General features: G+C 65.2%; 26 protein-coding genes, 1 other RNA gene and 1 pseudogene. 12 read left to right on the top strand and 16 right to left on the bottom strand.

The genetic code is table 11. From position 1 onward, the window contains the following. Positions 1-8: 8 nt before the first annotated feature. Positions 9-1,397, bottom strand: coding sequence for a magnesium transporter (mgtE, locus tag AB1A62_RS13400; RefSeq protein ID WP_366661958.1), 1,389 nt, complete (start codon positions 1,395-1,397; stop codon positions 9-11). Positions 1,398-1,539: 142 nt separating this feature from the next. On the opposite strand from mgtE, the gene guaD reads away from it, so the two are divergent. Beyond that, on the top strand, positions 1,540-2,826 hold the full coding sequence (guaD, locus tag AB1A62_RS13395) for a guanine deaminase (protein WP_366661957.1): 1,287 nt from the start codon (positions 1,540-1,542) through the stop codon (positions 2,824-2,826). 64 nt (positions 2,827-2,890) lie between these two features. Here guaD and AB1A62_RS13390 read toward each other — a convergent pair whose 3' ends face one another. The 3 genes from AB1A62_RS13390 to AB1A62_RS13380 all read right to left on the bottom strand — a co-directional run bounded on the left by AB1A62_RS13390 (position 2,891) and on the right by AB1A62_RS13380 (position 5,620). Further along, complete coding sequence (locus AB1A62_RS13390) at positions 2,891-4,225, bottom strand: 8-oxoguanine deaminase (RefSeq protein WP_366661956.1); 1,335 nt, start codon at positions 4,223-4,225, stop codon at positions 2,891-2,893. 117 nt (positions 4,226-4,342) lie between these two features. Next, positions 4,343-5,134, bottom strand: coding sequence for a histidinol-phosphatase (hisN, locus tag AB1A62_RS13385; RefSeq protein ID WP_366661955.1), 792 nt, complete (start codon positions 5,132-5,134; stop codon positions 4,343-4,345). A 114-nt stretch (positions 5,135-5,248) separates the two neighbouring features. Then, positions 5,249-5,620: a helix-turn-helix transcriptional regulator gene (locus AB1A62_RS13380; protein ID WP_019295723.1), complete on the bottom strand. Its 372-nt coding sequence runs from the start codon at positions 5,618-5,620 to the stop codon at positions 5,249-5,251. A gap of 349 nt (positions 5,621-5,969) precedes the next feature. Between AB1A62_RS13380 and AB1A62_RS13375 the strand changes: the two genes are divergently transcribed. Further along, positions 5,970-6,935, top strand: coding sequence for an NADPH:quinone oxidoreductase family protein (locus AB1A62_RS13375; RefSeq protein WP_366661954.1), 966 nt, complete (start codon positions 5,970-5,972; stop codon positions 6,933-6,935). 141 nt (positions 6,936-7,076) lie between these two features. Here the strand turns inward: AB1A62_RS13375 and AB1A62_RS13370 are convergent, their stop codons facing one another. After that, positions 7,077-7,958 (bottom strand): LysR family transcriptional regulator, encoded by an 882-nt coding sequence (locus AB1A62_RS13370; RefSeq protein WP_366661953.1) that lies wholly within the window; start codon positions 7,956-7,958, stop codon positions 7,077-7,079. A gap of 125 nt (positions 7,959-8,083) precedes the next feature. On the opposite strand from AB1A62_RS13370, the gene AB1A62_RS13365 reads away from it, so the two are divergent. From AB1A62_RS13365 to AB1A62_RS13355, 3 genes are all read left to right on the top strand, one after another. Then, the gene (locus AB1A62_RS13365; protein ID WP_366661951.1) at positions 8,084-8,305 is read left to right on the top strand and encodes a DUF1127 domain-containing protein; all 222 of its coding nucleotides are present in this window, start codon (positions 8,084-8,086) and stop codon (positions 8,303-8,305) included. A gap of 197 nt (positions 8,306-8,502) precedes the next feature. Continuing rightward, on the top strand, positions 8,503-9,279 hold the full coding sequence (locus AB1A62_RS13360) for a Bax inhibitor-1/YccA family protein (protein ID WP_222478355.1): 777 nt from the start codon (positions 8,503-8,505) through the stop codon (positions 9,277-9,279). 85 nt (positions 9,280-9,364) lie between these two features. Then, a complete protein-coding gene (locus AB1A62_RS13355) occupies positions 9,365-9,838 on the top strand; it encodes a GNAT family N-acetyltransferase (RefSeq protein ID WP_366661950.1) in 474 nt (157 codons plus the stop codon). Positions 9,839-10,445: 607 nt separating this feature from the next. On the opposite strand, the gene rpmG is transcribed toward AB1A62_RS13355, so the two are convergent. After that, complete coding sequence (rpmG, locus tag AB1A62_RS13350) at positions 10,446-10,613, bottom strand: 50S ribosomal protein L33 (protein ID WP_008554190.1); 168 nt, start codon at positions 10,611-10,613, stop codon at positions 10,446-10,448. A gap of 156 nt (positions 10,614-10,769) precedes the next feature. Continuing rightward, entirely contained in the window at positions 10,770-11,387 is a 618-nt protein-coding gene (locus AB1A62_RS13345) for a hypothetical protein (protein ID WP_366661949.1), read from the bottom strand. On the opposite strand from AB1A62_RS13345, the pseudogene AB1A62_RS13340 reads away from it, so the two are divergent. Beyond that, positions 11,355-12,344, top strand: a pseudogene (locus tag AB1A62_RS13340) (adenylate/guanylate cyclase domain-containing protein); the annotation flags it as partial. The gene AB1A62_RS13345 and the pseudogene AB1A62_RS13340 sit on opposite strands and share 33 nt — an antisense overlap. A gap of 95 nt (positions 12,345-12,439) precedes the next feature. Here the strand turns inward: AB1A62_RS13340 and rnpB are convergent. The 5 genes from rnpB to gatC all read right to left on the bottom strand — a co-directional run bounded on the left by rnpB (position 12,440) and on the right by gatC (position 16,178). After that, an RNA gene (gene rnpB / locus AB1A62_RS13335) (RNase P RNA component class A) lies at positions 12,440-12,849 on the bottom strand. Positions 12,850-12,915: 66 nt separating this feature from the next. Continuing rightward, positions 12,916-13,578: an N-acetylmuramoyl-L-alanine amidase gene (locus AB1A62_RS13330; RefSeq protein ID WP_366661948.1), complete on the bottom strand. Its 663-nt coding sequence runs from the start codon at positions 13,576-13,578 to the stop codon at positions 12,916-12,918. Beyond that, the gene (locus AB1A62_RS13325; RefSeq protein WP_366661947.1) at positions 13,578-14,357 is read right to left on the bottom strand and encodes a hypothetical protein; all 780 of its coding nucleotides are present in this window, start codon (positions 14,355-14,357) and stop codon (positions 13,578-13,580) included. The genes AB1A62_RS13330 and AB1A62_RS13325 overlap by 1 nt, the downstream gene beginning before the upstream one ends. A 40-nt stretch (positions 14,358-14,397) precedes the next feature. Next, on the bottom strand, positions 14,398-15,885 hold the full coding sequence (gatA, locus tag AB1A62_RS13320) for an Asp-tRNA(Asn)/Glu-tRNA(Gln) amidotransferase subunit GatA (RefSeq protein WP_366661946.1): 1,488 nt from the start codon (positions 15,883-15,885) through the stop codon (positions 14,398-14,400). A gap of 5 nt (positions 15,886-15,890) precedes the next feature. Next, complete coding sequence (gatC, locus tag AB1A62_RS13315; protein ID WP_039186076.1) at positions 15,891-16,178, bottom strand: Asp-tRNA(Asn)/Glu-tRNA(Gln) amidotransferase subunit GatC; 288 nt, start codon at positions 16,176-16,178, stop codon at positions 15,891-15,893. A 175-nt stretch (positions 16,179-16,353) separates the two neighbouring features. On the opposite strand from gatC, the gene AB1A62_RS13310 reads away from it, so the two are divergent. Continuing rightward, entirely contained in the window at positions 16,354-17,046 is a 693-nt protein-coding gene (locus tag AB1A62_RS13310; RefSeq protein WP_366661945.1) for a metal-dependent hydrolase, read from the top strand. A gap of 105 nt (positions 17,047-17,151) precedes the next feature. On the opposite strand, the gene AB1A62_RS13305 is transcribed toward AB1A62_RS13310, so the two are convergent. The 4 genes from AB1A62_RS13305 to AB1A62_RS13290 all read right to left on the bottom strand — a co-directional run bounded on the left by AB1A62_RS13305 (position 17,152) and on the right by AB1A62_RS13290 (position 19,212). Beyond that, on the bottom strand, positions 17,152-17,775 hold the full coding sequence (locus AB1A62_RS13305) for a DNA-3-methyladenine glycosylase I (RefSeq protein ID WP_366661944.1): 624 nt from the start codon (positions 17,773-17,775) through the stop codon (positions 17,152-17,154). Next, a complete protein-coding gene (locus tag AB1A62_RS13300) occupies positions 17,772-18,065 on the bottom strand; it encodes a YciI family protein (protein ID WP_366661943.1) in 294 nt (97 codons plus the stop codon). The genes AB1A62_RS13305 and AB1A62_RS13300 overlap by 4 nt, the downstream gene beginning before the upstream one ends. Positions 18,066-18,086: 21 nt before the next feature. After that, positions 18,087-18,668 carry a TetR/AcrR family transcriptional regulator gene (locus AB1A62_RS13295; RefSeq protein WP_366661942.1) on the bottom strand — a complete coding sequence of 194 codons (582 nt, stop codon included), beginning with the start codon at positions 18,666-18,668 and terminating at the stop codon, positions 18,087-18,089. Positions 18,669-18,762: 94 nt separating this feature from the next. Next, complete coding sequence (locus AB1A62_RS13290; protein ID WP_366661941.1) at positions 18,763-19,212, bottom strand: nucleoside deaminase; 450 nt, start codon at positions 19,210-19,212, stop codon at positions 18,763-18,765. Between the two features lie 61 nt (positions 19,213-19,273). Between AB1A62_RS13290 and AB1A62_RS13285 the strand changes: the two genes are divergently transcribed. From AB1A62_RS13285 to AB1A62_RS13265, 5 genes are all read left to right on the top strand, one after another. Continuing rightward, positions 19,274-20,287: a pseudouridine synthase gene (locus AB1A62_RS13285; protein ID WP_366661940.1), complete on the top strand. Its 1,014-nt coding sequence runs from the start codon at positions 19,274-19,276 to the stop codon at positions 20,285-20,287. A 173-nt stretch (positions 20,288-20,460) separates the two neighbouring features. Next, positions 20,461-21,354, top strand: a complete 894-nt coding sequence (locus tag AB1A62_RS13280) for a 5-bromo-4-chloroindolyl phosphate hydrolysis family protein (protein ID WP_366661939.1) — start codon at positions 20,461-20,463, stop codon at positions 21,352-21,354. Between the two features lie 18 nt (positions 21,355-21,372). Further along, complete coding sequence (locus AB1A62_RS13275) at positions 21,373-22,563, top strand: toxic anion resistance protein (protein ID WP_366661938.1); 1,191 nt, start codon at positions 21,373-21,375, stop codon at positions 22,561-22,563. Between the two features lie 32 nt (positions 22,564-22,595). Next, positions 22,596-23,510: a DUF2927 domain-containing protein gene (locus AB1A62_RS13270; protein WP_366661937.1), complete on the top strand. Its 915-nt coding sequence runs from the start codon at positions 22,596-22,598 to the stop codon at positions 23,508-23,510. Between the two features lie 26 nt (positions 23,511-23,536). After that, positions 23,537-24,718 (top strand): SPFH domain-containing protein, encoded by a 1,182-nt coding sequence (locus AB1A62_RS13265; protein ID WP_366661936.1) that lies wholly within the window; start codon positions 23,537-23,539, stop codon positions 24,716-24,718. Positions 24,719-24,768 lie beyond the last annotated feature (50 nt).

Below are 24,768 nucleotides of genomic sequence, written 5' to 3'. Positions count from 1 at the left end.
GCGGTCTCCTAAAGCAGTAGAACGGCCGCAAGGCCCAGGAAGGCGAAAAAGCCGACCACATCGGTCACGGTGGTCACAAAGGCGCCGGAGGCCAGCGCCGGGTCAATTCCTATTTTCTCCAATAGAACCGGGATCACGGTGCCCGCCAGCCCCGCCACGACCAGATTGACCACCATAGCGACGGCAATCACCACGCCCAGCATCGGCGAGCCGAACCAGGCCAGGCCGACCAGCCCCATGACGATGGCAAAGATCACCCCGTTGACCAGCCCCACCAGCACTTCACGGCGGATCACCCGCCAGACGTTGGAGCCGGTCAGGTCGCGGGTGGCGATGGCGCGCACCGCAACCGTCAGCGACTGGGTGCCGGCGTTGCCGCCCATTGAGGCAACGATTGGCATCAGCACCGCCAGCGCCACGATCTGGGCAATTGCCGCCTCGAACTGGGCAATCACCAGCGACGCCAGCACTGCCGTCACCAGGTTCACCGCCAGCCAGGGGAAGCGGCGTTTGGTGGTCTCGATCACCCGGTCGGCCAGCGAGCTTTCCTCGCCCACGCCGGCAAGGCGGAGAATGTCCTCCTCGTGCTCCTCGTCTAGCACGATCATCGCGTCGTCGATGGTGATGACCCCGACCAGCCGCCCCTCGTCATCGACCACCGGGGCCGAGATCAGGTGGTACTGGTTGAAGGCATAGGCCACGTCTTCCTCGTCCTGATCGGCGGGAATGACCTGAAACGTGTCCTCAACCAGATCGGTCAGCGTCACATGGCGCTTAGCGCCCATGATCCGGCCCAGGGTGACGTTGCCGATTGGATGCAGGCGCGGATCGACCAGCACAACGTGGTAGAACTGGTCCGGAAGATCGTCGGAATTCCGCATGAAATCAATAGCCTGACCGACATTCCAGTGCTCGGGCGCCATCACCACCTCGCGCTGCATCAGGCGGCCGGCAGAGTTTTCCGGGTAGCTCAGCGACTGTTCGACTGCGACCCGGTCGGCGTCTTCCAGCGCGTCTAGGATGGCTTCCTGCTGCGGCACCTCCAGGTCTTCAAGCAGGTCGACGACATCGTCGCTTTCCAGTTCCCGCACCGCGTCGGCCAGCACCAGCGGGTTGAGGGTTTCGATTACCTCCTCACGGATGCTTTCATCCAGTTCCGAGAGGATCTCGCCGTCGAACTCCCGGTCATACAGCCGGATCAGGCTGATCCGGTCATCGGAATCGATCTGTTCCAGAAGGTCGGCGATGTCGGCTGCGTGCAGGTCTTCCAGCAGCTCCGTAAGAGCCTGCTGATCGCCCTGCTCCACCGCCTCCAGAACCTGCGCGACCATCTTGCGGTCGAGGTCATAGGCATCTTCCTGAGACTGGTCGCCGGTGATGTTGTCGCCGCTGCTCATCTGATGCCCCCGGAATTTCTTGGTCTTTGCCTGCAAAATAGAAGACGCCGCCGCCGGAAAACAATGGCGATGCCGCAATTTACCCGCGCCCCTTCGGCGGGTATCCTGCGTGGAGCCATTTTGCAAGGAAAGGGTTCAGCGCATGGGCACCGGTTACATCCTGAAAGGGCAGGTTCTTGCCTTTTCCGCCTCTCCCTTTGCCGGGGAGCGCCCGGAGGACGCGGCCCGGCTGCTGGACGCGGTGGCGGTGGAGGACGGGCGGATTGCGGGCACCGGCACACTGGCGGAGATGCAGGCGCTGCTGCCGGAGGCAGAGACCTTGGATCACGGCAGCAAGCTGATCATGGCCGGCTTTGTCGATGCCCATGTGCACTACCCGCAGACCGCGATCATCGCCAGCTGGGGCAAGCGGCTGATCGACTGGCTGAACAGCTATACCTTCCCGGAGGAAATGCGGTTCGGCGACCGCGCCTATGCGGATGAAATCGCAAACCGCTACCTGGATCTGACCGCAGCGCACGGCACCACCACGGTTTGCAGCTACTGCACAATCCACCCCGAAAGCGCGGATGCGTTCTTTGCCGCGGCGCAGGCGCGCGGGCAGCGGGTGGTGGCAGGCAAGACCTGCATGGACCGCAACGCGCCGGAGGGGCTGCGGGACACCGCGCAGTCGGCCTATGACGACAGCGAGGCGCTGATTGCGCGCTGGCACGGGGTGGACCGGCTGGAATATGCCATCACACCGCGGTTCTCCCCCACCTCAACCCCGGAACAGCTGGAGGCGATGGGGGCGCTGTGGGCCAAGCACCCGGAATGCCTGATGCAGACGCATCTGAGCGAGCAGACAGATGAGATCGAGTGGGTGAAATCGCTGTTCCCGCAGGCTCGTGATTATCTGGACACCTATGAGGAGTTCGGCCTGTTGGGCGCCAAGGGGCTTTACGGCCATGCGATCCACCTGGAAGAGCGCGAGCGGCACCGGCTGCGGGACTACGGCGCGGCGCTGATCCATTGCCCGACGTCGAACACTTTCATCGGCTCCGGCCTGTTCGACATGGCCGGGCTGATGGCAGAGGGGCAGCGCATCGGGCTTGCCACCGACACCGGCGGCGGCTCCAGCTTCTCGATGCTGCGCACCATGGCGGCGGCCTATGAGATCGGCCAGCTGCGCGGCACGCCGCTGCACGCGGCGCAGCTGTTGTGGCTGGCGACACAGGGATCTGCCACGGCGCTGCGGATGGAAGGGAAGATCGGCAACATCGCGGCAGGCATGGAGGCGGACCTGGTGGTGCTGAACCTGGCCTCCACCCCGGCCATCGCCCAGCGGTCCGCGCGGGCGGAGGATATCTGGGAAGCGGTGTTCCCAACCATCATGATGGGGGATGACCGCGCCATTGCCGAGGTCTGGATCGGCGGCCGGCGGGTTTAGGAGAGGCGCTGGCGCGCCTCTGCCTCCGGCCTGAGTATTTGGGCAAAGAAGAAGGGCTGTGCCCTCAGGTCATCAGCTGCCGCGCCAGCTGGCCATGGCGTTCAATCAGCCGCGGCAGGTCCAGGGTGGTCAGCTCGCCGCTGCGGATGATCTGCTTGCCTTCGACAAACAGGTGTTTGACCCGGGTCGGGCCCGCCAGCAGCAGGGCGGCGGCGTCCCAGCTGCCGCTGGAGGCCACGCCCCTGGTGTCCCATATGGCGATGTCGGCGCGCTTGCCCGGCTCCAGCCGGCCGCAGTCGGGACGGCCCAGCACATCGGCGCCGCCGCGGGTGGCGATCTCCAGCGCTTCATAGGCGCTCATCGCGTCCGCGCCGTTTGCCACCCGCTGCAGCAGCATCGCCTGGCGCGCCTCGGCGCTGAGGCTGGCCATGTCGTTGCTGGCAGAGCCATCGACCCCGAGGCCCACCGGCACGCCTGCGTCGCGCATCGCGCGGACAGGCGCAATGCCGCTGCCGAGGCGGCAGTTGGAACAGGGGCAATGGGCCACCCCGGTGCGGGTTCTGGCAAAGAGATCAATCTCTTGCACATCAAGCTTGACGCAGTGGGCGTGCCAGACATCATCGCCGGTCCAGCCCAGCTGCTCGGCGTACTGGCCGGGGCGACAGCCGAATTTCTCCTCGGAATAGGCGATATCTTCGTCGTTTTCGGCCAGGTGGGTGTGCAGCATCACGCCCTTGTCGCGGGCCAGCAGCGCGGCATCGCGCATCAGTTCGCGGCTGACGGAGAACGGCGAGCACGGCGCCAGGCCGACGCGGCACATGGAGCCTTCTTCAGGGTCGTGGAAGGCGTCCACCACCCGGATCATATCGTCAAGGATCGCGCGCTCTTCCTCGACCAGGCTGTCGGGCGGCAGGCCGCCGTCGCTTTCGCCGATGCTCATGGCGCCGCGGGTCGGGTGGAACCGCAGGCCCACATCGCGGGCGGCGTGAATGGTATCCTCCAGCCGGGAGCCGTTGGGATAGAGGTACAGGTGGTCGGAGCTGAGCGTGCAGCCCGACAGCGCCAGTTCGGCAAGCCCCAGCTGGGCGGAGACGAACATCTCGTCCGGGGTGAACCGCGCCCAGATCGGGTAAAGCCGCTGCAGCCAGCCGAACAGCAGCGCATCCTGCGCCCCCGGCACCGCGCGGGTCAGGTTCTGGTAGAGATGGTGATGGGTATTCACCAGTCCGGGGGTCACGACGCAGCCGCGGCCCGAAACCACCTCTCCGCTGGTTTGCAGCCCCTGCCCCACAGCGGCAATCACACCGCCGCGGATCAGCACATCGGCGCCATGCAGCACACGGCGGGTGTCGTCCATTGTCAGGACGGTATCTGCGTTTTGAATCAGGATCTCTGTCATATCCACACACTCCAATAGACAGCCCGCTTCATGGGAATGTGTGATCGGCCGATGGAAAACGGGCGAAGAACCGGCCTGTCTGGAAACTACAGGCCGGGACCGCCGGTTTCAACCCGTTTACGTCTTGCGCAGCAGTTCCAGCGCGGCGGCGTGGATTTCCGCATTGGCCGCGGCCAGGGCGCGGCCGCCATTGTGGGCCGGGTTGCCGTCCCAATCAGTCACAATGCCACCCGCCGCCTGGATCACCGCAATCGGTGCCTGGATGTCATAGGCGTTGAGGCCGGCCTCGATCACCAGATCCGCCTGCCCTGCCGCCACCAGCGCATAGGCGTAACAATCCATGCCATAGCGCGTCAGCTTGGCTCTTGCCGCGACACGTTCGAAGCCTGCGCGCTCCTCGGCGCTTCCGACCTCGGGGAAAGTGGTGAATAGTATCGCGTCCGACAGCGCAGCGGTGCTGCGGGTCTGCAACGGCCTTTCGCCCAGCGGGCCGGTCATAGCCGCAATCTCCGCCCCGCCGCAGAAACGCTCGCCGGTATAGGGCTGGTCGATCACGCCGAGGAACGGGCCGTTTTGATCCGCCAGCGCAATCAGCACCCCCCAGGTCGGCGTGCCGCTGATGAAGCCGCGGGTGCCGTCGATCGGGTCCAGCACCCAAGTGCGGCCGGAGCTGCCTGCTTTGCAGCCGAACTCCTCGCCCAGGATCCCGTCCTGCGGGCGAAGCTCTTCCAATACCGCGCGCATCGCCTGCTCGGCGGCGCGGTCGGCCACCGTCACCGGATCAAACCCGCCTTCGAGCTTGTTCTCGGCATTCAATGAGGAGGTTCTGAAATGCGGCAGGATGGCAGCGCGGGCCGCGTCTGCCATCCTGTTCGCTACGTCGAGATCCGTGAGTGCTGCCTGTGTCATAGCCAAACGGGTGCCACCCAGGCGCCTTTATTGCAAGCGCAAACCCCGCCACTCATAGGTTTTGCGCTGCAATTTCCTGTCAGGCCCGGGTTTTAATCCGGGCCCTGTTCCGTCTCAGGCGACGTCGCTCAGCACCCGCGCCAGTTCAAACAGGCGGCGGCGCTGATTTTCCGGGATCGAGTAATAGGACCGCACCAGGTCCAGCGCTTCCTTGTCGCCCATCAGGTCCTCCGGCACAGAGGCCTTCTCTGCCGGCGCCTTGCCTTCTTCCTGCAAGCCTTCGAAGAAGAAGCTCACCGGCACCTCGAGTGCATCGGAGATGTCCCACAGGCGGGACGCGCTGACCCGGTTGGCGCCGGTTTCATACTTCTGAATCTGCTGGAACTTGATGCCGACCTGCTCGGCGAGCTGCTGCTGCGTCATGCCAATCAGCCACCGGCGGTGGCGGATGCGCTTTCCCACATGCACGTCTACGGGATGAGCCATGCGTATCTCCTAACTGTCATTGTGGCCAAAACCCGGACCGCTCTACCAATAATGCGTTCTGGCAGCTTCGGATGCCTGCCGGAAACACGTTTCCCCATCAGCGCGACCGGTCTTCAACCTCTGAGCAAAAGTGTACAACCCTTACGGTTGATTGCAAGGCTGCCGTCGCCCCTGACGTGGTCTTGTAACCCAAGCGCATGATTTCGCGAAGCATTTTCCCAAACGTTTTATTGCCAACCAGCTGCGGATGGCGTACCTCCCCAGAAATAGCGAGGTGTAAGCCGCGGGCGCACCCCGGCAGTGTAGCCCCGCGAATCACGTTGATTCCCGCAGAAGGTGAGGAAAACACATGCAGGCTTTCCAAGTCTCCGCTTTTGGCAGCCCGGCAGCCCTGACGGAAACCCGATGCCCGCCCCCCGGCCCGGGCCAGGCGGCCGTCGCCCTGCGCGCCTGCGGTCTGAACTTTGCCGATCTTCTGATGATGAAGGGCACTTACCAGGACACCCCCGAGCCGCCCTTTACCCTGGGGCTGGAAGCGGCCGGGGTGGTGACGGCGCTTGGCGACGGCACGGAAGTCTTTGACATCGGCGACCGGGTGGCAGTGTTCGGCGGCTCCGGCGGCCTGGCCGAGGCCGGCGTCTTTGATGCGGCGCGGCTGATCCGGATCCCGGATGCGATGAGCTTCGAACATGCCGCGGCGATGCAGATCGCCTATGGCACCAGCCATATGGCGCTGGATCATTGCGCCCGTCTGCAACCGGGAGAGACCCTGCTGGTCACCGGCGCGGCGGGCGGTGTCGGGCTGACCGCGGTGGAGATCGGCAAGCTGATGGGCGCGACGGTGATCGCTCAGGCCCGCGGCAGGGACAAGCTGGAGGTGGCCGCCGCAGCGGGCGCTGATCACCTGATCGACGCCAGTGAGGACCTGCGCAGCGCGGTCAAGGCTCTTGGCGGGGCTGATGTGGTCTATGACGCCATTGGCGGCGATGTGTGGAAGGCCGCCTTCCGCTCTGCCAATCCCGGCGCGCGGCTGCTGCCGGTGGGCTTTGCCGGCGGCGAGGTACCGCAGATCCCCGCCAACCATCTGCTGGTGAAGAACCTGACCGTGATCGGCTTTTATCTGGGCGGCTACATGAAATTCCGCCCCGAGGCGGTGCGCCAGTCCTTCGAGACGCTGTTTGCCTGGCACGGCGAAGGCCGCATCAAGCCACATATCAGCCACACGCTGCCGCTGGCGCAGGCCGCGGAGGGGCTGGAACTGCTGCGCAGCCGCAAATCCACCGGCAAGGTGGTGATCACCATGGGCGGCAGCTAACTGGCAGCATGCGCCGCGCCGGCGGCGGGGCTTCTCCCGCCCGCTTACTGCGCATTTCCGCAAAACGCACCGCAGCGGCCTTGGATGCGCTGGCGAAGCCAGGGCAGACTGCGGGCTCGGGAGCTCCGCCCTGCCCGCCAGTCAGCTGGCGGCGCGCAGCGGCGTGGACCATAGTCCCTGGAACCCCTGCCGGATGAATTCCGCCAGATCCTCGACATAGGGCGCACGCACCCGCTCTGCGCCATAAAGGTTGATGTGCTGCATCGGCAGTTCCGGCAGGCCGCAGCTCTGGGTGATCAGCTCCTGGTATGACGGCTGAGTGCCCTCCAGCAGCACGCCGACGGCCAGATCGGCACTGACAGTCGCCTCGACCGTGCGGTCGGAATCGCTGTCCAGCGCCATTTCCCATTCGATGCCGGCCTCATCCAGCGCCGCCGTCGCCACCGGGCGGAAGCTGCAGTTGCGGCAGAAACCGAGCCGCAGCGGGCGCTGCCGCCAGACTGCGCCGTCGGGCGCGCCGACCCAGCGCAGCGGCATGCTGTGGATCGTCTCGCCGCCTTCGCCCGCGCCGGTTTCGGTGGTCAGGATCAGGTCGAAGGCGCCGCGCGCGAACTCCGACTTGAGATCGCGGGTGTTGGAGGTGCAGAGGTTCACGTTGACCCGCGGATAGCTGAGGCTGAACCGCTTCAGCACCTGCGGGATGACCGGATGCACCACATCATGCGGCACCCCCAGCAGCACCTCGCCCTCAAACGCCTGGTCGGTCAGCCGGCTGATCACCTCGTCGTTCAGCGCCACCATCTTGCGGGCATAGCCCAGCATCTGCTCGCCCTCGGCGGTGAGCGCAATGGTGCGGCCTGACCGGTCCAGCAGTTCCAGCCCCAGAAGCTCCTCCAGACGTTTCATCTGCATCGAGACCGCCGACTGGGTGAGATGCAGGAAACCGGCGGCACGGGTCACCCCGCCGTATTCGGCCACCGCCACAAAGGAGCGGAGCGTGGTGATATCGAGATTTCTTACCATCACAGAACCTGATTCATTGGATCAAAAACATTCGTTTTAAAAATATGCCATACCGGCCCATATTCATCAACACAATTGATCGCCCAAAAGGGAAGCATCACAAACACAACTGAAGGACCAAAGCCATGACCCTCGCAACCTCCGCCTGCTCCTCCCCCTGCACCGCCGCCAAGCCGCAGCTTTCCCTGACCGCGCGCCTGCGCCTTCATCTGGCCGCCTGGCGCCAGCGCCGCCAGTTGGCGCGGCTGGATGCGCGCGCCCTGGAGGACATCGGCGTGACCCGCGCCCAGGCGGACGCAGAGGCGCGCGGCGGGTTCTGGAAAGCCCCGGATCACTGGAGCCTCTGAGACGGCTTGGCCTCAGCCAGCACCCACTTTTCAGACGGGCTGCCGCCGTGCGGCCCGTTTGGTTGTTTTTCATGTATTTCTTTGTTCGAAATACTTGAACCGAACTCCGCTTCACCCGATATTTGGCAGGAAAGCTGCGGCCCGCGGTCCTGTTCGCGTGCCGGCAGCGAGGGAGTAGATTACGGAGACCATTCAATATGGCACAATTCGATACCATCCGCTCTGCCGCAGGCGCCCGCGCTGCGCAGATTGATGAGGGCCTCCGCGCCCATATGAACAAAGTCTATGCCACAATGTCGGCAGGCACGTTCATCACCTTCCTGGCCGCCTGGGCGATTGCCGGGCTGGCCGTCACTTCGGACCCGGCCAACGCCGTGGCCCAGCTGAGCGCTGACAAGTACCTGACCAACATCGGCTATGCGCTGTACGCGTCGCCGCTGAAGTGGGTCATCATGTTTGCGCCGCTGGCCTTTATCTTCGGCATCGGCGCCGCCGCCAACCGCATGTCCGCGGCCGGCGTGCAGCTGCTGTTCTATGTCTTCGCGACCGTGATGGGCCTGTCGATCAGCTCGATCTTCCTGGTCTTCACCGGCGAGAGCATCGTGCAGGTGTTCCTGATCACCTCCATCGCCTTTGCGGGCCTCTCGCTGGTGGGCTACACCACCAAGAAGGACCTCAGCGGCATGGGCTCCTTCCTGATCATGGGCCTGATCGGCCTGATCGTGGCCTCGATCGTCAACATCTTCCTGGCGTCCTCCGCCATGGCGTTTGCGATCTCGGTGATCGGTGTGCTGATCTTTGCTGGCCTGACCGCATATGACACCCAGCGCATCAAGAACGACTACCTGCAGATGGCCCACGCGGGCGACCAGGAGTGGCTGGCGAAGTCCGCGATCATGGGCGCGCTGAGCCTGTATCTGGACTTCATCAACATGTTCATGATGCTGCTCCAGCTGCTTGGCAACCGCGAATAACCGCAGGCCACATACCAAACAGCAAGGGGCGGATCTCAGCGATCCGCCCCTTTTCATTTGAACAACAATAACAAGGGGAACACCCATGGAAATCATTGAGATCCCGGCCGCTGAGGCAGGCCGCCTGCTGCCGCTTTTGCAGGACCTGCATGCGCTGCATGCGGAACATCAGCCAGCGCGCCATATTCCGGCGCCCGGCAGCAGCGACCTGGCCGCGTGGCTGCAGGGCTGGCTGCAGGAAGAGAACGTCTTTGCACTAGCCGCGGAAAGCCCGCAGGGCGCGCTGCTGGGCTACCTGATCTATGAGCTGCAGGACCGCCCTGCCCTGCCCGTCCGCGCGGCTGAGAAACGCGCCATGCTGCACCATATTTCGGTGACCGAAGCCTGGCGCCGGATGGGTGTCGGCAAAGCGCTGGTGGAGACGATGAAGACACGGGCGCTGGCAGAGGGGGCCACGGTGATTGCGGCCACCTATGCGCCGTTCAACAGCGCCTCCGCGGCGCTGATGCAGGGCATGGGGATGACGCCGGTGCTGACCGTGGCAGAGTGGCGCGCCTGAGGTCAGGAACCGGAACAATCCAAGCCGGCGGAGATAGCAAATGTCCCTTGCCGGCCTGCAACCTTGCGGAGACTTCCGTCCGCGCGGCAGCCCGAGGCGCTGCGGAGCAGGTCCCTCAGGTCAGCCTCTGCAATTTCGGGCAGAACAGGCACCGGGCTGGTTGCAGGGACGCTCAGCACCGCCACACCGGCACTGCCTGAGCGCACCAGGCTCAACGCCAGCCTGCGACCATTCAGGCGCACAAAGCTTGCTTCCACTTCCTCTTCCTGCCGGGGGGCTCCCGCCGCAGCCGGCAAGGGCTCAGCGGTGACGGCCGGCGGCAGCGGCACCGCCACCTTGGCTTCAAAGAAACTGGAGACCGGCGCCCCGGCCACTGACAGTACCGCTGCCAACAAGAAAACCCTCACAGCACATCCACCCGATTGCTTTTTAACCCACGGCTGTCAGGCTAGAGGGCAAATGGGGCAGCAAGATGCCGGGCTGCCGGGTAATCCCTGCGGCATTTTCCGACAATTGCGGACAGCGGGCACAACCAGCCGCGCGGCCCAAAAGAAAACGGGCCGCGCATCGCGCGACCCGTTTCCGGAAATCGGTCCGTAAGGAAGGCTTACTTGATTTTGCCTTCTTTGTACTCGACGTGCTTGCGCACGACCGGGTCGTATTTGCGCACGACCATTTTCTCGGTCATGGTGCGTGCGTTTTTCTTGGTCACATAGAAGTGGCCGGTGCCCGCGCTCGAGTTCAGGCGGATCTTGATGGTGGTCGGCTTCGCCATGGTGCTTCTCCTGCGTCCGAAAAGGCAGGGGCCTCTCGGTAAATTCCTATCTGAAGCCCGGCTTTTACCCGCCCTGCGCCCCAAGTCAACAGCCAAAACGCCCGGAAGCCGCCGCTGAGGGGCAATTCTGCCAGCCAGGCGGCGGAATTGGGGTTTTCAGCTGCTTTCCCCCTGTTGGGACGCGGAGAAACGTAGCCTTGCCCGCCGTTTGCCCCATTTCAATGGCTGAACCAGCCGCACCACAGCCCAAGGGCCTTGCCGATGCCTGAGCACAGGGAGACCAGCCAGACAGATCCGCAGCCGAATCTTCTGGTGCGCGCGGTGGCCGGGCTGGCGGTTTCGCTGCGGCACAAGCTGCTGGCCGCCTTTCTGACCGGGACCGGGCTGGTGATCCTGCTTGCCGTTCTGGGGCTGCAGACGCTGCAGCAGGCAAATGAACGGACCCGGCTGCTGATCCGCGATCAGCAGCAGATCGCAGCCTATAACCGCATCTATCAAAGTGCAGGCGACGCCATGGTATTTGCCCTGTCCAGCAAAACCGGGTCTCCTGGACGCATGGGGGTGCCTTCTGCCCAGGCCCTGAACGAATCCAATGACCTGACGGTGATCATCGCCCGTTACGCACGGCAAGTGGAGCGGCAGAAGCTGCCAAGGGATCCCCGGCTTGCGAACCTGCAGAAAACCGCAAGCCGCCTGCCGGGGGTGGCAGCAGACCTCGTGCAGGCGCGCCGGTCGGGTGAGATGGCCAAGGTCGCGGAGCTGGTCGACAAACAATTCACCCCGATCGCCCTGAGCCTGCAACGCGATGCCTATACAATCGCCAGAGACATCGAAGCCCGGATGAACCGGCGCGCGCAGGAAACCGCCAGAGCTTACGGGCGCGCCCGCGCCCTGGTCATCGGGGCCAGCGTGGCAGCCGTTCTTTTGTCGCTGGCGGCGGGCTATGCGATTTCCTCCTCCGTGCTCTGGCCGGTGGAGCAGATCGGCCGCACCCTGAGTTCCGTCGCCTCCGGGAATTTCACCGCCCGGGCCAGGGTTTCAAACCGGGATGAATTCGGCGGGCTGGCACGGAATGTAAACAGCATGAGCCGGGAGCTGGGCGCGCTTTACGAGGAGGTCAATGTGCAGAAGGAGGAGCTGCAATCCTGGAACAGCCAGCTGGAGCGCAAGGTGGCGCAGCAGGTCGCGGAGCTGGAGCGGACCAACCGTCTGCGCCGTTTCCTGCCGGAACCGGTGGCGGCGATGATCGTGAATGCGGGCAGCGGCAGCACGGCCTTGAACAGCCAGCGCCGCACCGTGACAGTTCTGTTTGCCGACCTGCGCGGCTTTACCGCCTTTGCCAGCGCCGTCCCTCCGGACCAGGTGATTGCCGCGCTCAACGCCTTCCACCAGGCCGCAGGGCCGCTGATCGAGCAGGCCGGCGGCACGCTGGAGCGGTTTCTGGGCGACGGACTGCTGGTGCTGTTCAACGCGCCGCTGCCCTGCGAGGACCCGGCCAGGCGGGCGCTGGATCTGGCAGAGCAGATGCAGGGTGCGTTTCCGGATGCGGTGCGGCCGTTTCAGACCGGCGGCAGCCGGATCGGCCTGGGGATCGGGATTGCCACTGGCAAGGCGACGCTGGGCCAGATCGGCTTTGAGGGACGGTTGGACTATGCGGCCATTGGCGCCGCGCCGAACCTGGCAGCCAGGCTTTGCGACAAGGCCGGCAGCGGGCAGATCCTGGTTTGCGAAACCACAGCCCGGGCGATTGGCGCGGGCTTGCAAAAGGCCGGCGTGTTCGACCTGAAGGGCATTCCCGGACCGGCCACCGCCTATGAGCCATTGGAACGCGCAGAAGGCCTGTAAGCCGGATCCTGTCCCCCCTGCCCCGTAAGGCAGGGATCGACGGCCATTCATCTAGGCGGCGCATTGCTGCGCCGCTCAAGCTGCCAACCCGGTCCCTCTCGGCTGAAGCGAACCTAGCGGCGGTTTTCCGGCGGACCGGAACCTGCCCGCGCGGGGACCCTATTTGGCATTGCTCCCGGTGGGGCTTGCCGTGCCGCCCCTGTTGCCAGGGGCGCGGTGGGCTCTTACCCCACCGTTTCACCCTTACCAGCCCGGGGGCTGGCGGTCTGTTTTCTGTGGCGCTTTCCGTCGGGTTTCCCCGCCCGGGCGTTACCCGGCACCGCTGCTTCATGGAGTCCGGACTTTCCTCCCGCGCGGGTCTCCCCGCGCCGGCGGCCATCCAGCCTTCTGCGCGAGGGGAGGCGTAGGAACAACCGCACGCGGCGTCAAGCGGATAGTACAGAAGCAGGCCGTTCCTTCAGGCGAGCGGCAGGAAGTCCTCAGCAGAGAGCGGGCCTGAGGCCCAGGGCCGGAACCGCAGCCGCACCGCCGCCAGCAGCGTTTCGTCGTCTGCCGGCGCCGTGAAACCGGCCGCGGCGGCGGCTTCCCGGAAGTCCGGGAAGGTTACGGGCTGCGGCGGGGGCGAACCCGCGCCATCCGCGGCCAGCCCCTGCCGGGCCAGGCGCGCCCAGTCAAAGCGCGGGCCGGGGTCGCATTTTCTCCCCGGCGCCATGCAGGAATGGCCGATCACCCCCGCAGGCGGAATGTCCCGGCGCTGCATGATGCCGCGGATCAGCGCCTCAAGCGCCGCCATCTGCGGTTCGCTGAAGGGGTGGCTGCCGAGGTTGTCGAGTTCGATGCCGATGGAGCGGGAATTGATGTCTTCCTGCCCTGCCCACTCGCCTGCGCCTGCATGCCAGGCACGGCAGTCTTCTGCCACCATCTGCCAAAGGGTGCCGTCTGCACCAATCAGATAGTGGGCGGAAACCTCCGCAACCGGATCGCAGAGCCGCTCCAGTGCGGCTTCAGCGGTCTCCATGGCGGTGTAGTGCAAAACAATCAGGGACGGCGTCAGGCCGTCCCTGCGGGGCCCGAAGTTCGGGCTGGGATGCCAGATGGCGCCTGGCTGATCAGGCGTCATCAGTTCTGGACGGCCAGCCGGTAGGGGGCCGGATCCCAGCCGCAGGCAAAACCGTCGCCATCCGGGTCCAGCGCCTTGCGGTCGCGCTCCGGGCCGCCGCTCTTGAGGAAGGCAACCTGGGCCTGATCCGGCGATGCGAATTCGGCGCAGTTGCGCGCGCTGCGAGCCTTCAGGTTGATGCCTGCGCGGGTGTAGAGGCGCACGCCCTTGGGGTTGGAGGTGCTGAGCGCGTATTTGACGATGTTCGGCCCGGTATCGCCGGAGCGTTCCGGCACCGCCGTCGGCTGCACCTGCTGGTACTGCGACCGCTGGCGCTGCAGCCGCTCAGCATCGCTTTCGATGGACTGGCGCGAGGCCACTGCCTCAAAATCATTCTCGTCCGAGATACCCGCGTTGCCGATCAGCTGCGGCGCCGGGTTGGCGGGGCTGGCATCCAGCGGCGCAGTGCCGGATGTGCTGCGGGACGCGGCCAGGGCGGCCTCGGTCTGCCGCGCGATATCGGCGTCGCTGGACGACGCCGCAGCGGTGCTGAAGGTGCCCGCCGTGGTGGTGGAGCCGCTGCTGCGCGGCGCGGTGCCAGGCTGATAAGGCGCGGTTTCAGTGGACACCCGCGCAGGCGGCACCAGCGGATCGCCATTAATGGTCGTGCCGGCGGCCGGCGGCGGCGCAAACGGGTCGCCGTCGATGCCAACGCCCGCGGCGCTGTCCGGAACCTGGGGGGAACAGGCAGCCATAACCAGAAGGCTGCCTGCGGCGGCGTAAGATGCGAATGCGCGCATGGGGTACCTGTCAGCTCTGCTCAATTGCTTGCGCAGATGTTTACCACCATTGCTGCGGCTTGGCTACAAAGCCGGCCGCATTCTCCAGCGCATAGGCAGTGTTCAGCAGATCGCCCTCTTCCCAGGGCTTGCCAATGAGCTGCAAGCCCAGCGGCAGGCCTTGGGAATCCAAGCCTGCAGGCACCGCGACGCCGGGCAGGCCCGCCAGGTTCACGGTGACGGTGAAGACGTCGTTCAGGTACATTTGCACCGGATCCGCTTCGGTCATCTCGCCCAGACCAAAGGCCGCGGACGGGGTGGCCGGGGTCAGGATGGCATCGACACCGGCGGCAAAGGCGTCCTCGAAGTCCTTCTTGATCAGGGTGCGGACGCGGCGGGCGCGGTTGTAATAGGCGTCGTAGAAGCCTGCCGACAGCACGTAGGTGCCGACCATGACGCGGCGCTGCACCTCGTGGCCGAAGCCTTCGGCGCGGGTCTTCTCGTACATCTCGGTGATGCCGTCACCCGCTTCCAGCGCGGCGCGGCGGCCATAGCGGACGCCATCATAGCGCGCGAGGTTCGAAGACGCCTCAGCCGGAGCAATCACGTAATAGGCAGGCAGCGCGTATTTGGTATGGGGCAGCGAGATATCGACGATCTCGGCGCCTGCGGCCTTCAGCATCTCGGCGCCATCGGCCCAAAGCTTGCTTATTTCATCAGGCATGCCGTCCATACGGTATTCCTTGGGGATACCGATCTTCTTGCCGCGGATGTCGCCGGTCAGCATCGCTTCGAAATCCGGCACCGCCAGTTCGGCAGAGGTCGAATCCTTGGGGTCGTGGCCGCACATGGCTTCCAGCATAATGGCAGCATCGCGCACCGATTTGGTCATCGGCCCGGCCTGGTCCAGCGAGGAGGCAAAGGCGACAATGCCCCAGCGCGAGCAGCGGCCGTAGGTCGGCTTGATGCCGACTGTGCCGGTGAAGGCCGCAGGCTGGCGGATCGAGCCGCCGGTGTCGGTGCCGGTGGCCGCGAGGCACAGGTCGGCTGCCACGGCAGAGGCCGAACCGCCGGAGGAGCCGCCCGGGGTCAGCTGGGCGTCGTCATTGCCGCGGCGCCAGGGGCTGACGGCATTGCCGTAGACGGAGGTTTCGTTGGAGGAGCCCATGGCGAACTCATCCATGTTCAGCTTGCCCAGCATGACGGAACCGGCATCGGCCAGCTTCTGGCTGACAGTGGATTCATACTCCGGCTTGAAGCCTTCGAGGATCTTCGAGGCCGCCTGCGACGGCACGCCCTTGGTGCAGAACAGGTCCTTGATGCCGATCGGCAGGCCGCACATGGAGGGCGCATCGCCCGCCTTGATGCGGTCGTCCGCGGCCTTGGCCCGTTCCATCGCCAGTTCGGGTGTCTTGTGCACGAAAGCATTGAGCGCGTCAGCCGCGTCGATTGCCTTGAGGCAGGCCTCAGTCAGCTCAACGGAGGTGGTGTCGCCCTTGCGCAGCGCGTCGCGGGCCTCTGCCAGGCCCAGTTTGTTCAGATCGCTCATGTCTCTTACTCCACGACTTTGGGCACTGCGAAGAAACCTTCGCGGGCGTCCGGCGCGTTGGCCAGCACCTTGTCCTGCTGGCTGCCGTCGGTGACTTCATCCGCGCGGCGCTTCAGGCGCTGCGGGGTGACGGAGGTCATCGGCTCGACGCCCTCGACATCCACCTCGTTCAGCTGCTCGATGAAGCCCAGAATGTTGTTGAACTCGTCTGCCAGCGCCGGCAGCGCGTCGTCCTCGACCTTGATCCGGGCCAGTTTGGCCACCTTGGCGGCGGTGCTTTGGTCAATCGACATGGAAACCCTCATCTGGTGTTGAGTAGGCATTTACCGCCGTGCCGCCTGCGCTGCAAGCCTGCAACGGGCGGGCAGCCTGCAATCGGGCCGGCAGGCATATTTTCCGGCACGTCCGCATTCCTTTTCGCCCGCAGCCTGTTAGGCTTCCGCCAAGGACAACGGGAGGAGAAAACCGATGAAGATCATTTGGCTGGGCCACGGCTCATTCCGCATCGAAACAAGCGGCCAGGTGCTGCTGGTGGACCCCTGGCTGAGCGGCAATCCGGTGCTGCCGGAAGAGAGCCACGAGGCCGCCGTTGCCGGTGCCACCCACATCCTGCTGACCCATGTGCATTTCGACCATGTGGTGGACGTGCTGCCGCTGGCAAAGCGGCTGGAGGTGCCGGTGATCGGGCAATACGACCTGATGGGCCTCTGGGGCGAGACCGAAGGAGTGCAGACCACCGGCTTCAACAAGGGCGGCACCGTGGACCTGGGCGGGGTGAAGGTTGCGATGGTGCCTGCTTCGCACAGCTCCACCTTCAACACCCAGGACGGGCTGCGCACCGGCGGCTCGGAAGTCGGCTACATGCTGATGGCGGAGGGCAAGACCGTCTATCTGTCCGGCGACACCGCGATCATGGCCGACATGGAGTGGATGGGCGACTACTACAAGCCGGACGTGGGCATCTTGTCGGCAGGCGGCCATTTCACCATGGACATGAAACAGACGGCTTATGCGGCGAAGCGGTACTTCAATTTCAAGACGGTGATTCCCTGCCACTACAAGAGCTTCCCGATCCTGGAGCAGGACGCCAAGGACCTGATCGAAGGGCTGCCCGGGGTGGAGGTGATCGAGCCGGAAGTGATGAAGGCGATCGAAATCTGAACCGCGCGACCAGACGGGGGGCCTCCCGCCCGTCGCCGGATCTGGCGGGCAGATCCGCTCCCGTTGGGCGTGGCGCCGGGCCTGCCGGCCCGGCGCGGGCGGAGATCAGGCCGCCGGCTTCAACTGCGGCACAGTAAAGGCCTGCCGGGCCGCGGCGGCCTTCTCCCGGCAGATACAGCCGCGGGCATGGTCATTGATCAGCCCCATCGCCTGCATGAAGGCAAAAACCGTGGTCGGGCCGACAAATTTCCAGCCGCGTTTCTTGAGCGCCTTGGACAGCGCCACGGATTCGGGACTGGTGGAGGCGGTCTGCGGTTCCGGCAAATCCTCCGGCTTCGGCTCATAGCTCCAGAAGAACGCCGCCAGCGACCCCGCTTCCGCCACCAGTTCCTGCGCGCGGGCAGCATTGTTGATCACCGCCTCGATCTTGCCGCGGTGGCGGATGATGCCCTTGTCCTGCAACAGCCGTTCAACATCGGTCTCGCCGAATTTCGCCATCTCGTTGAAATCAAACCCCGCAAAGGCGGCGCGGAAGTTCTCGCGTTTGTCCAGAATGGTGCGCCAGCTGAGGCCGGACTGGAAGCTTTCCAAGCAGACCTTCTCGAACAGTCGGTTATCGTCGCCGACCGGGTAGCCCCATTCCTCGTCGTGGTACCGCAGGAAATTGGGGGCCGAGGCGCTCCAGGCGCAGCGGGGATGGCCATCGGCGGCGGTAACGGTGCGGCTCATTCGCCGCCCCGCAGGAAATCAAGCCGGGGATCCATCATGGTCGGCGCCACGCCGATGATTTCCGGCTCCACCACACCGCCGGTCACAAAAGGATCCTGCGCGACGCGGGCGGCCAGTTCCTCTTCGCCTTCACCTACGGCGAGGATCGCACCGCCCTCGCCATCGGTCATTGACCCGGCGGCAAGGAACACCCCGTCCTCAAATCCTTGCTGCAGCCAGGCCTTGTGCCCCTCCAGAAACTCGGCCAGGCGGTCCTTCTGCACCGCAAATGAAAGCAAAATAAAATACATGAGTATCTCCTGTGGTGTGTGTCAGGCAGGGTGATCCTTTGGCAGCTGATCCTGAAGCCAATCCAGCATCAGCTCTACTTCCCGGTTGATGAATTCCACATCACGGAACGCCTGCGCCAGCGTTGCCCCCCCCTGGCTGCGCGCCAGCAGGTGCATCGCCAGGGCATCCGATTCCGCGCCGCAGCCCAGCTCCCCAAACTGGCGGCGGAGCCAGGTCCGGAACAGGGTGAATATGGCATTGGCCTGATCCTGCGCCGCATGGTCCAGTTTGCCCAGCTCCGCCACCAGCGTGCCGACCGGGCAGCCGTAGACAGTGATCTTGGCCTGGTTGGCGATCAGGATCCGGATGAAGCAGATGATCCGCTGCTGCGGACTGCCGCCCTCTGCCTGCCAGCCGTTCAGCATGGCGCGTGTATTGGCCATGCGGCGCGCGATCACCGCTTCAAGGATCTCGTCCTTGGTCTTGAAATGATAGTAGAAATTGCCGCGTGAGATGCCGACAGCCGCAGCAATATCCGCAAATGACGTAGCCTCGAACCCGCGCTCATAGAACAGCTGGTCGGCGGCTTCCGCGATCCGGTCTTTGGTAGTTTGCTGCGCCATCCGGCCCCTTTAGGACAATTGACCTAAGCCCCTTATAGGACAATTGCCCAAATCCGGCAACAGCAAAGTCAACCGCGGTGCATCACCTCAGCACTCAGCGTTTCTGTGCGAAGAACTCCTTAAGCAGTGCGCTGGCCTCACCTTCCGCAATCCCGTCATAGACTTCCGGCGCGTGATGCGCCTGCGGGTGGGAGAACACGCAGGCGCCATGAGCCACGCCTCCGGATTTAGGGTCAGCGGCGCCATAGTAAACCCGGCGGATGCGGGCAGCGGCGATGGCGGCGGCGCACATCGCACAAGGCTCCAGCGTCACATAGAGGTCATAGCCGGTGAGGCGCTCACTGCCCAAAGCGGCACAGGCCGCGCGGATGGTCAGGATCTCGGCGTGGGCGGTGGGGTCGTTCAGCTCGCGGGTGCGGTTACCCGCCAGGGCGGCGACGCTTCCGTCCGGCGCGATCAGCGCAGCACCCACGGGAACCTCGCCGCGCTCCGCGGCCTCGCGCGCCTGGTCCAGCGCTTTGTCCATATGCGATTTGAATGCCATGCCCCTTCCTGCCCGCGATTGCCCGCTTTCGCAAGGCAGCGGAATGCTCTATGGCACAGGCATGAGCAAAACACCCGCATCCCCCAAGGGCAAACCAGGCCCGAAATCCCAGCCCCGCAAGGCTGCCGCCAAACCAGAGGCTGGCGCCTCGCCTGAGGGCGACCGCATCGCCAAGGTTCTGTCGCGCGCGGGTGTTGCCTCGCGCCGTGAGGCTGAGCGCATGATCGCCGAGGGCCGCGTGTCGGTGAACGGCAAGAAGATCGACAGCCCGGCGCTGAACGTGACCGCAGCGGACCGGATCAGCGTCGACGGCCAGCCCCTGCCGGAGGCCGAGGCACCGCGGATGTGGCTGTATTACAAGCCCACCGGGCTGGTGACGTCGAACAGCGACGAAAAGGGCCGCAAGACCATCTTTGACGAGCTGCCCGAGGACATGCCGCGGGTGATGACGGTCGGCCGCCTCGACCTCAACTCCGAAGGTTTGCTGCTGCTCACCAACGACGGCGGCATCAAGCGCAAGCTGGAGCTGCCTTCGACCGGCTGGCTGCGCCGCTACCGGGTGCGGATCAACGGCCGCCCCAAGGACGAGGATTTCGCCCCCCTGCGCAAGGGCCTGGTGATCGAGGGCGAGAAGTTCCAGCCGATGACCGTGTCGCTGGACCGCCAGCAGGGCGCCAACGCCTGGCTGACCGTCGGCCTGCGCGAGGGCAAGAACCGCGAGATCCGCCGCGCGATGGAGGATATCGGCTTCACCGTGAACCGGCTCTTACGGGTGTCCTACGGGCCGTTCCAGCTGGGCGATCTGAAACCGGGCGACGTGGAAGAACTGCGCCCGCGCGTGGTGCGCGATCAACTGGGGCTGGAGCCGGAAGAGGAAAAGCCGGCAGGCCGCCCCACCCGCTCCCGCGGCGGCAAGCCTGCTGGCAGGCCGATGGGCAAACCGGGCGGCAAGCCCGCAGCCAAGGCACCAGCAAAACCCGGCAAACCGGCCGGCAAAGCCGCTGCACCGCGCAGCGACCGCCCGGCCCAGCGCGGCGGCGGCAAGCGCCCGATCGGCAAGAATCCCCGGCGCTGAGCCAAATCCCGCAGACTTCCCCCTAGCAACACCGTCCGCTATCCCCTAGATTTCCAATCAGTTAATCTTCGCTGGCGGTTTTGGGGGAGCTTGCGTGCAGAAAATTGCCTATGCCGCCCTATTGATCCTGATGTTCGGCCTCAGCACCGGCTGGATTGTGGGGGGCTGAACGCATGGCACAGCGTTACGGCGGCAAATACAGCCCCGGCAGCGACCCCGGGTCGCAAAACTCCGCTCCCAAGCAGTCTTACCGCAATGCCCAGGTGGATCCGGTCGGGGTGCGCGCCAACGTGATGTTTGTGCCTCCCGCCATCCTGGCATTGCTGTCATTGAACGACGGCGCCACTGGCCTGGCGCTGGGACTGATCGGCGCGGGCCTGTGGACCGGCGGCGCCTTCCTGCTGCGCGAGGGGCTGAAGGCCGAAGCCGCCTATGCCGCCCGCAAGGTGGCGCGCAAGCCCGCCCTGCCCCGCAAGATCCTGGCAGCGCTGCTGGCCGGCGGCGGCGCGGCGCTGGCGGCGTGGAAGGCAGAGCCCGGCATCCTGATTGCCGCCATCTATGGCGCCGCGGCAACGGGGCTGCACATCACCGCCTTCGGCATCGACCCGCTGCGCGACAAGGGCGTGGACGGGGTCGACGATTTCCAGCAGTCCCGGGTGGCCCGCGCGGTAGATGAAGCGGAACAGAGCCTTGCCGCCATGAAGGACGCCGCCCTGCGTGCCCGCGACCGCGGGGTCGAGGCGCGGGTGGAGCAATTCCAGGAGGTGGCCCGCGAGCTGTTCCGCACGGTGGAGGAAGACCCGCGCGACCTGACCGCCGCCCGCAAGTACCTGACCGTCTATCTGCAGGGCGCCCGCGATGCGACGGTGAAATTCGCCGACATCTATGCCCGCAGCCAGGATGCCCAAGCCCGCGCCGATTACCTGGCGCTGCTGGACGACCTGGAACAGAATTTTGCCGCGCGCACCCGCAAAATGCTGGTGGAGGACCGCGCCGACCTGACCATTGAAATTGAAGTGCTGCGCGACCGTTTGCAGCGTGAAGGGGTCCATCTGGACCGGAATTGATTAGCGAGGAAGCCGTTCATGTCCGAAGCCGTTCAACAGAAAGCCGCCGAAGCCGAAGCCCTAGTCACGGAAGTCACCGCCATTGAACTGCCTGAACCCGTGGCTGAGGTGCAGCCGCTGGAGCAGGCCGATGAACTGACCAGCGAGGCGATCCGGCAACGGATGGATCAGATCGACATGGGCGATACCAATTCGATCATCCATTTCGGCTCAGCCGCGCAGGAAGAACTGCAGACCATCAGCCAGGCGATGCTGTCCGATGTGCGTAACAAGGATGTGGGTCCTGCGGGCGACTCCTTACGCAACATCGTGGCCACGATCCGCGGCTTTTCGGTCTCCGAACTGGACGTGCGCCGCAAGGCGACCTTCTGGGAGCGGCTGTTGGGCAAGGCCACGCCTTTCGTGAAATTCACCGCGCGGTATGAAACCGTGCAGGGGCAGATCGACCGGATCACCGACGACCTCCTGGGCCACGAGCACACCCTGCTGAAGGACATCAAGTCGCTCGACCTTCTCTATGAAAAGACGCTGCAGTTCTATGATGAGCTGGCGCTCTATATCGCCGCGGGCGAAGCCAAGCTGGCGGAGCTGGACAGCACCGCCATCCCGGCGAAGGAGGCCGAGGTGCAGGCAGCGCCGGAAGGCGACCAGGTGATGAAGGCGCAGGAGCTGCGCGACCTGCGCGCCGCCCGCGACGATCTGGAGCGCCGGGTGCATGACCTGAAGCTGACACGCCAGGTCACCATGCAATCGCTGCCCTCGATCCGGCTGGTGCAGGAGAACGACAAGTCGCTGGTGACCAAGATCAACTCCACCCTGGTGAACACCGTGCCGCTGTGGGAAACTCAGCTGGCGCAGGCCCTGACCATCCAGCGTTCGGCCCAGGCCGCCGCAGCGGTGCGCGACGCCAATGATCTGACCAATGAGCTCCTGACCTCCAACGCCGCCAACCTGCGCCAGTCGAACGAGATGATCCGCCAGGAGATGGAGCGCGGCGTCTTTGACATCGAAGCGGTGAAACAGGCCAATGCGGACCTGATCGGCACCATTCAGGACAGCCTCAAGATCGCCGATGAAGGCAAGGCCAAACGCGCTGCGGCCGAGGAAGAGCTGCAGAAGATGGAGGCGGAGCTGCGCGACACGCTGGCCGCCGCCAAGGCGCGCCGCGACGGGGTTGGCGACACCGCCGGCACCGCGGTGCCGAACTGAGAAGGGCGGCAAGGGTGCAGGCTGTCCAGACCATGTGGAGGAGCGCAGCGGCCCTTGCCGGGCTGGCCGCGCTCACGGCTTGCCTGCCCTTTGACCAGGCGGAATCGCTGGTGCCGCAGGCCCGGCCCGCGGCGCCGCAGCCGGCGGTCTACAAACCCTCCGCAGACAGCGCGCAGCTGGCCTATTACTACAACGCGCTGGAGCGCGACCTGCTGACCCGAGGGCTGCTGCGCACCGACGGCGGCGGACCGGACACGCCTTATGACGCCGAGGATCTGGCCAGAAGCTTTGAAGCGCTGGCATTTTACGATGAATACGGCGGAGCAGGGATATCAGGGGGCATGGGCCGCTGGTCCGGGCCGGTGCGGATCGCGGCAGAATTCGGCCCCTCGGTGCAGGCGGACCAGCGGGTGCAGGACCGGGAAACACTCGCCGAATATGCCGCGCGGCTGGCGCGGATCACCGGCCACTCCATCAGCACCGTCAGCGGGCGGGCCAACTTCCACGTGATCTTTGCCAGCCTCGACGACAGCGCCTTTGTGGCCGAACGGGTGCGCGAGCTGCTGCCCTCGATCAGCGCCCGCGACCTGTCGCTGCTGGCCGCGCCGCCGCGCAGCTATTACTGCCTGGTGGTGGCGGGCGGGCCGCAAGGCGACCCGCTGTCCTATACCCGTGGCGTGGCGCTGATACGGGCCGAGCATCCCGACCTGGTGCGCAAGAGCTGCGTGCACGAGGAAGTGGCACAAGGCCTGGGGCTGCGGAACGACAGTCCCAGGGCGCGGCCTTCTATTTTCAACGACGATGACGAATTTGCGCTGCTGACCAGCTTTGACGAAAAACTGCTGCAGATGCTGTATGATCCAAGACTGACAACGGGGATGAGCATCGAGGAGGCCCGCCCCGTCATCCGCATTCTCGCCCGCGAGGCGATGGGCCAGGAACTTTAGGCCGCCACAGGAAGAGGACCTGAAACATGGGTATTTTCGATTTTCTCAAAGGCGAATTCATTGATGTCATTCACTGGGTGGACGACACCCATGACACCATGGTCTGGCGGTTTGAGCGCGAGGGGCACGAGATCAAATACGGTGCCAAGCTGACGGTGCGCGAGGGCCAGGCGGCGGTGTTCGTGCACGAAGGCCAGCTGGCGGATGTGTTCACGCCCGGTCTTTATATGCTTGAGACCAACAACATGCCGGTCATGACCACGCTGCAGCACTGGGACCACGCCTTCCAGTCGCCGTTCAAATCTGAGGTCTACTTTGTCGACACCACCCGCTTCAGCGACCTGAAGTGGGGCACCAAGAACCCGATCATCTGCCGCGACCCGGAGTTCGGCCCGGTCCGGCTGCGCGCCTATGGCACCTATACGATCAAGGTCGCCGATCCGGCTCGGTTCCTGTCCGAAATCGTCGGCACCGACGGCGAGTTCACCATGGATGAGATCTCCTACCAGATCCGCAACATCATCGTGCAGGAATTCTCCCGCGTGATTGCAGGCTCCGGCATCCCGGTGCTGGACATGGCCGCCAATACCGCCGATCTGGGCAAGCTGGTGGCGGCGGAGATTTCCGGCACCCTGGCGGACTACGGCCTGATGATGCCGGAGCTGTACATCGAGAACATCTCGCTCCCGCCCGCGGTGGAAGAGGCGATGGACAAGCGCACCCAGATGGGCGTGCTGGGCGACCTTGGCCGCTACACCCAGTTCTCCGCAGCCGAGGCGATGACCGCTGCCGCGCAGACCCCGAACAGCGGCATGGGCGCCGGCATGGGTATGGGCATGGGAATGGCGATGGCGCAACAGATGGGCCAGGCGCTGCAGGGAGGCGCGGCCTCCCAGGCAGCGGGTCAGCCGTCCGGGCCATGGGGCGCACGGCCCGAACCGGCTGCACCGCAGCCGGCGGCGCCCGCGGCCCCGCCCCCGCCGCCGGTGGAGCACGTCTGGCACATCGCGGTGGACGGCCAGACCTCCGGCCCGTTCTCCAAGGCACGGATGGGACGGATGGCCCAGGACGGCACCCTGACGCGGGAGACCCATGTCTGGACGCCAGGCCAGGACGGCTGGAAACGCGCGGGCGAAGTGATGGAGCTGGCGCAGCTGTTCACCATCCTGCCGCCGCCTCCGCCGCCGCCGGCACCGCCGGCCGGGTAGCACCTTCGAGAGGGGGCAGCCTGCCGCCCCCGCCACCCCCTGACTGACAT

Origin of the sequence: Leisingera sp. JC11 (assembly GCF_040704725.1) — a bacterium.
Taxonomy (GTDB): Bacteria; Pseudomonadota; Alphaproteobacteria; order Rhodobacterales; family Rhodobacteraceae; genus Leisingera.
Note: the sequence above shows the minus strand (reverse complement) of the source record. Positions and strands in the feature narration are given on the sequence as shown.

Bases quoted from the DNA above. Each gene is read 5' to 3' on its own strand.
- mgtE (WP_366661958.1), bottom strand. From the start codon at position 1,397: ATGAGCAGCGGCGACAACATCACCGGCGACCAGTCTCAGGAAGATGCC.
- guaD (WP_366661957.1), top strand. From the start codon at position 1,540: ATGGGCACCGGTTACATCCTGAAAGGGCAGGTTCTTGCCTTTTCCGCC.
- AB1A62_RS13390 (WP_366661956.1), bottom strand. From the start codon at position 4,225: ATGACAGAGATCCTGATTCAAAACGCAGATACCGTCCTGACAATGGAC.
- hisN (WP_366661955.1), bottom strand. From the start codon at position 5,134: ATGACACAGGCAGCACTCACGGATCTCGACGTAGCGAACAGGATGGCA.
- AB1A62_RS13380 (WP_019295723.1), bottom strand. From the start codon at position 5,620: ATGGCTCATCCCGTAGACGTGCATGTGGGAAAGCGCATCCGCCACCGC.
- AB1A62_RS13375 (WP_366661954.1), top strand. From the start codon at position 5,970: ATGCAGGCTTTCCAAGTCTCCGCTTTTGGCAGCCCGGCAGCCCTGACG.
- AB1A62_RS13370 (WP_366661953.1), bottom strand. From the start codon at position 7,958: ATGGTAAGAAATCTCGATATCACCACGCTCCGCTCCTTTGTGGCGGTG.
- AB1A62_RS13365 (WP_366661951.1), top strand. From the start codon at position 8,084: ATGACCCTCGCAACCTCCGCCTGCTCCTCCCCCTGCACCGCCGCCAAG.
- AB1A62_RS13360 (WP_222478355.1), top strand. From the start codon at position 8,503: ATGGCACAATTCGATACCATCCGCTCTGCCGCAGGCGCCCGCGCTGCG.
- AB1A62_RS13355 (WP_366661950.1), top strand. From the start codon at position 9,365: ATGGAAATCATTGAGATCCCGGCCGCTGAGGCAGGCCGCCTGCTGCCG.
- rpmG (WP_008554190.1), bottom strand. From the start codon at position 10,613: ATGGCGAAGCCGACCACCATCAAGATCCGCCTGAACTCGAGCGCGGGC.
- AB1A62_RS13330 (WP_366661948.1), bottom strand. From the start codon at position 13,578: ATGACGCCTGATCAGCCAGGCGCCATCTGGCATCCCAGCCCGAACTTC.
- AB1A62_RS13325 (WP_366661947.1), bottom strand. From the start codon at position 14,357: ATGCGCGCATTCGCATCTTACGCCGCCGCAGGCAGCCTTCTGGTTATG.
- gatA (WP_366661946.1), bottom strand. From the start codon at position 15,885: ATGAGCGATCTGAACAAACTGGGCCTGGCAGAGGCCCGCGACGCGCTG.
- gatC (WP_039186076.1), bottom strand. From the start codon at position 16,178: ATGTCGATTGACCAAAGCACCGCCGCCAAGGTGGCCAAACTGGCCCGG.
- AB1A62_RS13310 (WP_366661945.1), top strand. From the start codon at position 16,354: ATGAAGATCATTTGGCTGGGCCACGGCTCATTCCGCATCGAAACAAGC.
- AB1A62_RS13305 (WP_366661944.1), bottom strand. From the start codon at position 17,775: ATGAGCCGCACCGTTACCGCCGCCGATGGCCATCCCCGCTGCGCCTGG.
- AB1A62_RS13300 (WP_366661943.1), bottom strand. From the start codon at position 18,065: ATGTATTTTATTTTGCTTTCATTTGCGGTGCAGAAGGACCGCCTGGCC.
- AB1A62_RS13295 (WP_366661942.1), bottom strand. From the start codon at position 18,668: ATGGCGCAGCAAACTACCAAAGACCGGATCGCGGAAGCCGCCGACCAG.
- AB1A62_RS13290 (WP_366661941.1), bottom strand. From the start codon at position 19,212: ATGGCATTCAAATCGCATATGGACAAAGCGCTGGACCAGGCGCGCGAG.
- AB1A62_RS13285 (WP_366661940.1), top strand. From the start codon at position 19,274: ATGAGCAAAACACCCGCATCCCCCAAGGGCAAACCAGGCCCGAAATCC.
- AB1A62_RS13280 (WP_366661939.1), top strand. From the start codon at position 20,461: ATGGCACAGCGTTACGGCGGCAAATACAGCCCCGGCAGCGACCCCGGG.
- AB1A62_RS13275 (WP_366661938.1), top strand. From the start codon at position 21,373: ATGTCCGAAGCCGTTCAACAGAAAGCCGCCGAAGCCGAAGCCCTAGTC.
- AB1A62_RS13270 (WP_366661937.1), top strand. From the start codon at position 22,596: ATGTGGAGGAGCGCAGCGGCCCTTGCCGGGCTGGCCGCGCTCACGGCT.
- AB1A62_RS13265 (WP_366661936.1), top strand. From the start codon at position 23,537: ATGGGTATTTTCGATTTTCTCAAAGGCGAATTCATTGATGTCATTCAC.